Source organism: Pseudarthrobacter sp. B4EP4b, assembly GCF_006680095.1.
In the GTDB taxonomy this organism is placed as follows: Bacteria; Actinomycetota; Actinomycetes; order Actinomycetales; family Micrococcaceae; genus Arthrobacter.
Map to the genome: position 1 here is coordinate 1 of NZ_VHIJ01000094.1, position 5880 is coordinate 5880.

At 61.2% G+C, this 5880-nt stretch carries 4 protein-coding genes; 3 read left to right on the forward strand and 1 reads right to left on the reverse strand.

Features of this window, described 5'->3' with window-relative positions; genetic code table 11:
* Positions 1–282: 282 nt before the first annotated feature.
* Positions 283–1551: an ABC transporter substrate-binding protein gene (locus FNL14_RS23010; protein ID WP_142065146.1), complete on the reverse strand. Its 1269-nt coding sequence runs from the start codon at positions 1549–1551 to the stop codon at positions 283–285.
* 374 nt (positions 1552–1925) lie between these two features.
* Here FNL14_RS23010 and FNL14_RS23015 point away from each other — a divergent pair, with 374 nt between their 5' ends.
* The 3 genes from FNL14_RS23015 to FNL14_RS23025 all read left to right on the forward strand — a co-directional run bounded on the left by FNL14_RS23015 (position 1926) and on the right by FNL14_RS23025 (position 5414).
* Positions 1926–2870: a carbohydrate ABC transporter permease gene (locus tag FNL14_RS23015; protein ID WP_091424684.1), complete on the forward strand. Its 945-nt coding sequence runs from the start codon at positions 1926–1928 to the stop codon at positions 2868–2870.
* Complete coding sequence (locus FNL14_RS23020; protein ID WP_091424687.1) at positions 2860–3804, forward strand: carbohydrate ABC transporter permease; 945 nt, start codon at positions 2860–2862, stop codon at positions 3802–3804. Before FNL14_RS23015 ends, FNL14_RS23020 begins: the two co-directional genes overlap by 11 nt.
* Before the next feature lie 242 nt (positions 3805–4046).
* Positions 4047–5414 carry an ABC transporter substrate-binding protein gene (locus tag FNL14_RS23025; RefSeq protein WP_142065150.1) on the forward strand — a complete coding sequence of 456 codons (1368 nt, stop codon included), beginning with the start codon at positions 4047–4049 and terminating at the stop codon, positions 5412–5414.
* Positions 5415–5880: the final 466 nt, after the last annotated feature.

Here is a 5880-nt window from a genome sequence, read left to right on the forward strand (position 1 = left end):
GTCCTCGTAGCCGGCGATCGCGCTGGGCCGGGGGGGGTGGGCCTGCTGGGACAACTCAACATCGGGCTGGGACAACTCAACATCCGGACCCCGCCCAGCATTGGTAGGCAGACCAGCATCACGAGGCAGCCCTGTCTCAAGGCTCAGTCCGGTCCCACCTCCCAGCGCAGTCTGACCTCTCGGCGCAGCGCTGTTCTGTCCGGCAGTGCGATTCACTGGCCTGCCTCCTGTTCGCACGGTTCTGTAAGGGCGGATATTGTCACGGTGGGCCTCAGCCCTGGACTAGCCAAGGTTCGAGTTGACCTCTTGGATAAAGCCCTTGGCGGCGTCCCGCGGGGAGATCTTTCCGAACAATACATCCGTGTTGAACCGGTTGAGGACCTCCATGGTGGCGGACGATCCGGCGGGGAACGGCAGCGGCGGCTCGATCTTCATGTCGGCCAGGCGGTCCAGGTACTTAGCTTCCTTCTGCTGGGATTCCTTCAGGAGGGGAGTGATGGCGGCCTTGAGCTCCGTGTTGGCGGGCATGCCCCGGTCGCTCTTGATCTTGGTGGCGGCATCAACGTTGTTCACCAGGTAGTTGATGAACAGGGCCGCTTCCTTAGGGTGTGCCGACTTGGAGGAGATGGCGTATTCCATGGAGGACCGCAGCCATGATCCCGGCTGCTTGCTCTCGCCGGGCAGCTTCATCATCACCAGCGGCGAGCCCGAGTAGGAGTTCATCTGGTTGCTCCAGGAGATCTTCATGCCCTGTTTGCCCTGGCCCATGAGGGTCATCTCCGGCTGGGCGGAACCATCCTCAACGGTCTGGGATGCTGAGGGGGCGCCCCCGGTTTCCATGAGCCGTTTGTTCAGCTCGAACCATTTGGTGGCGGTGTCCTCGCTGATGCCCAGCTTCTTACCGTCATCGGTGTAGAGGTCCTCACCGTTTTGCCGTGCCCAGACGGCCAGGAACGAGTCGTTGGACATGGGGGTTGTGCCGAAGGTTCCGGCCGGCGATTTTTTCGTGATTTCGGCGGCGATGTCCGCGTAGTCGTCCCAGGTCCAGGTTTCATCGTCCGGCAGTTTCACCCCGGCGGCTTCGAAGACTTTCGGATCGATCACCATGGACATGGCGTTTACACCGGCCGTGATGGTGTACTGCTTGTCCTCGATTTTGCCCAGCTCCACGGTTCCTTCGGCGAACTTGGAGGTATCGATCTGGTCCTTGACCTTGTCCAGGTCCAGCAGGACGCCGCGGGTGGCGTACTCGCTGGGGTACGCGCCGCTCATGGCGAAGACATCCGGAGTGGTGCCGCCGGCGATCTGGGTGGCCATCTTGTCCCAGTACGAACTGAATTCGGTATTCTCACCCTGCACCTTGATGGTGGGGTTTGCGGCCTCGAAGTCCTTGATGACCTCAAGCGTGGTCTTGGCCCGGGAGTCGTTGCCCCACCAGGCGAAGCGGATGGTGACGGGGTCCTCAACCGTCCCTACCTTTCCGGCTTCGGTGCTGCTGCCGCAGCCGGTGAGGGTCAGCGCAAGTGCTGCTGTCGCGCCGACTGTTGCCATTGATAGCTTTGTGAGACCAAACCGCATTGTCCTGCCCCTCGGTAAGTGATTCCGGATGATGTGACGCCTGCTACAGAAAGCGTTTTCTCAAAAACTAACAAAGGGCTATACAAGAGTCAAGAAACCGTTTACTTTGGTACGGAGCCGCTTTTCAAACGCACCACCGCACGTGGCGCATGGGACGATCGCCAGCCGTTGCCAGCTTCTGCAGGAAGCGGGTCGGGGAGGGACGCGTCTTATATCGCTTGCGGTTACCAAAACGTGGAGGCCACGATGACCAAAGGAGACCACATGGCCGCTAAGCACATACCCAGGGCACCGCGCCCGGCAGGAATGCCGGCTGCAGCGGGGAAGTTCGGAACGGGGCTGACGCAGTGAGCGCCATTAGCGAACTGAGCTCGTTCTCCCGGCGCAAGGGCAAAGCCACCGCCGAAGAGAAGAAGGCCAACGGCCGGGACAACAAGGCCGCCTACATCTTCCTGCTGCCGTGGCTGGTTGGCCTGTTGGCCATCACCATCGGCCCCATGCTGATGTCCCTCTACCTGTCCTTCACGGATTACAACCTGCTCCAGCCGCCCGAATGGACGGGGCTGGAGAACTTCACGCGGATGCTCACGGATGCCCGGCTGCACAACTCACTGCGGGTGACCTTCACCTACGTGTTTATCGGTGTGCCGCTCCAGCTCGCCGTGGCCCTGCTCATCGCCCTCGTCCTGGACAAGGGGCTGCGTGGCCTGCCCTTCTACCGCTCGGTGTTCTACCTCCCTTCACTGCTGGGTGGTTCGGTGGCCGTGGCCATCCTGTGGAAGCAGATCTTCGGCACCACGGGCCTGGTCAACCAGGTCCTTGCCATGTTCGGCATCCAGGGTCCGGGATGGATCTCGGATCCGAGCACTGCGCTGGGTTCGATCATCCTCCTGCACGTCTGGACCTTCGGCGCCCCAATGATCATTTTCCTTGCCGGCCTGCGCCAGATCCCGAACATGTACTACGAGGCGGCAAAGGTTGACGGCGCCACCACTCTGCAGCAGTTCTGGAAGATCACCATGCCGATGCTGAGCCCCATCATCTTCTTCAACCTTGTGCTGCAGATCATCGGTTCTTTCCAGTCGTTCACCCAGGCGTTCATCGTTTCGGGCGGCAACGGCGGGCCCTCGGACTCCACCATGTTCTTCACCCTGTACCTGTACCAAAAGGGATTCGGCCAGTTCGACATGGGCTACGCGTCCGCCATGGCCTGGGTCCTGCTGCTGATCATCGGCGTCTTCACCGCCATCAACTTCATCGCTTCTAAGTATTGGGTTTTCTATGACGACTAAGCTTGAGACGCTGCCCGCCCCGGACAAGAAGTCAGGCGCCGGCAAGCCTACGAACCACCGCAAGCCCAAAGTCCGGGAGTCCCGTGGCACCCTGGCCTTCAGCCGCTCGCAGCGGACCAAAGCCCTCATCAAGCACGCGATCCTGATCCTTGCCGGCGGACTGATGATCTACCCGCTGCTGTGGATGGTGGTGTCCTCGCTGCGGCCCAACGATCTGATCTTCCGCGAGCCCGGCCTGTGGCTGAACAGCCTGGAGATGGGCAACTACACTTCGGGCTGGTCAGCACTTACCCACCCGTTCGGCCACTACATGCTCAATTCGGCCATTGTGGTCATCGGGTCCATCCTGGGCAACCTGATCTCCTGCTCGATGGCCGCCTACGCCTTCGCCCGGCTGCAGTTCACCGGTAAGAAGCTGTTCTTCGGCATCATGCTGCTGACCATCATGCTGCCGTTCCACGTGGTCATCGTGCCCCAGTACATCCTGTTCTCTCAGATCGGCTGGGTGAACACCTTCTGGCCGCTGCTGGTACCCAAGCTGTTGGCCACTGATGCGTTCTTCGTGTTCCTGATGGTCCAGTTCATCCGCGGTATCCCGCGGGAGTTGGATGAGGCCGCCAGGATCGACGGCGCAGGCCATCCGCGCATCTTCCTGCGGGTCATCCTGCCGCTGATGGTCCCGGCGCTTGCCACCACCACCATCTTCACCTTCATTTGGACCTGGAACGACTTCTTCGGCGCCCTGATCTACCTGACGGACCCCGACATGTTCACCGTTCCGGTAGCCCTGCGGGCCTTCGTGGACTCCCAGTCCGCCACGAGCTGGGGATCCTTGTTCGCCATGTCCATCGTGTCCCTGCTGCCCGTGTTCCTGGTCTTCCTCTTCGGCCAGCGGTTCCTTATCAAGGGCATCGCCACCACCGGCATCAAGTAGGCGCTGCGGCTGGTCCTGCCAGTTTCTTGACCGCGCCGCGCCGGGCCCTGATGGAAACGGCCCGTCTTTCGACGGGCCGTTTCTGCCGCCGGAAGAGTTTTCGAAAAACATCTTGTGATACAAGTTGCCGACTTGTAGCATTAGGTTCAGAAAACGCTTTCCAGTGTTTTGCCCCATAGTTGTTTACAAGTTCATTCCCCATCGCATCCCCAGCAACATGATCAAAGAAGATCGGAGTACCAGTGCCGCTTTTTTCACGCTCTGCCTCTGCTGCAACCAAGCAGCCGGCAGCAACACCATCGACGGTCGCACGCCGCCCCTTACGTAAGACCGGCGTTGCAGCAGCCGCGGCCGCCGTCGTGATGGCCTTGAGCCTGAGTGCCTGCGGCGCGGGATCCGGCCAGCAAAGTTCCGACGGCCCCGTTGAACTGCGGTTCTCCTGGTGGGGCGGCGACAAGCGGGCCCAGCTGACCCAGGAAGCCATCAAGCAGTTCGAGGCTGAAAACCCCAACATCAAGGTCAAGCCGGAATTCGGCGACTGGAGCGGTTACTGGGACAAACTGGCTACCCAAGTTGCTGCGAATGATGCCCCGGACATCATCCAGATGGACGAAAAGTACATCACCGAGTACTCAAGCCGTGGAGCCCTTCTTGACCTCTCCAAGTACGACATCGACACTTCCAAGCTCGACGAAGCCGCCCTCAACGCCGGCAAGGGCGAAGATGGCCTGACGGGCATCGCGGCCGGCATCAACGCCGCCACCATCCTGGCCAACCCCAAGGTCTTCGAAGCCGCCGGCGTCCCGCTGCCCGACGATTCCAAGTGGACCTGGCAGGACTTCGAGCGCATCGCCGCCGACATCACAGCGAAGTCCCCGAAGGGCACCTACGGTGCGGCCGCCTATGGAACCGATGAGGCGTCGCTGGGCGTATGGCTCCGCCAGAACGGCAAATCCCTCTACACCTCGGACGGCAAGCTGGGCTTCGAGCCGGGCGACATCGCCGAGTGGTGGGGGTTCCTGAAGGAGCTTAGCGAGAAGAAGGCAGTTCCGTCCGCGTCCGAGGTGGTAGAGGCTGAGGCCGCACCGCTGGACCAGAGCGGTCTCGCAACCGGCAAGAACGGCATGGCTTTCTGGTGGTCCAACCAGGCTCCCGCACTGGAAAAGGCATCCGGTGGAGACCTCAAGATCCTGCGGTTCCCCACCAAGACCGGTTCCGCCGATGACGCCGGGCTCTGGTACAAGGCATCGCAGTTCTGGTCGGCCTCTTCCCGCACCAAGCACCCGAAGGAAACCGCCAAGTTCATCAACTTCCTGGCCAACAACGTCAAGGCCGGCGAGGCACTCCTGGCCGACCGCGGCGTCTACCCCAACTCCGAGGTCCGGGCAGCCATCGAACCCAAGCTGACCCCCTCCGACGTCAAGGTGGTCAAGTTCATCGACCAGATCAAGGATGAGCTCGGTGAGGCTCCGGCTCCGCCGCCGAAGGGTGCGGGTGCGATCCAGGAAATCATCAAGCGATACACCTCCGAGGTGCTCTTCGAACGGCTCTCCACTGAGGAAGCAGGCAAGAAGGCGCATGACGAGATGAAGTCCGCAATCAGCAGCTAGTCTTCACACCGCCAACACGGCTCTGGACAACTTGGGTGGACGCCTCCTCCGCTCATAACGTCCGACGGCGGGTGGCAGCTCCGTCCCGGCGGGAACCTTCGGTTCCTCCCGGGACGGAGCTGTTTAAGGGGCTTTCTGCTTGGCACTTGTTAAGCGGATCTCTCCGTGTTTGCGGCTCACTTCCGCAACAACGAAGGGGAACTCTGCAGGCTGGTGCTTTTGCCTCACATGCGCTACGGCCGGGCCGCTAACCCTGCTTTTGCTGGGCGGCAGAAGGAGGCCGAGGCTTCAGTTGTTGGGGCTTCTGTATTGGGCGGCGATTGAGAGCCAATCAAAAGTCCGCGTGCGTACCGTCCCACTGTTGAGCCGGACCAAAGACACCCTGCAAAAAGTCTCGGCTGTTGGTGCACGTGCCCGATGCAGCGCTGAGGTTCCGTTTTTGCCCCGGGGTTTATTCGCGGGGTGT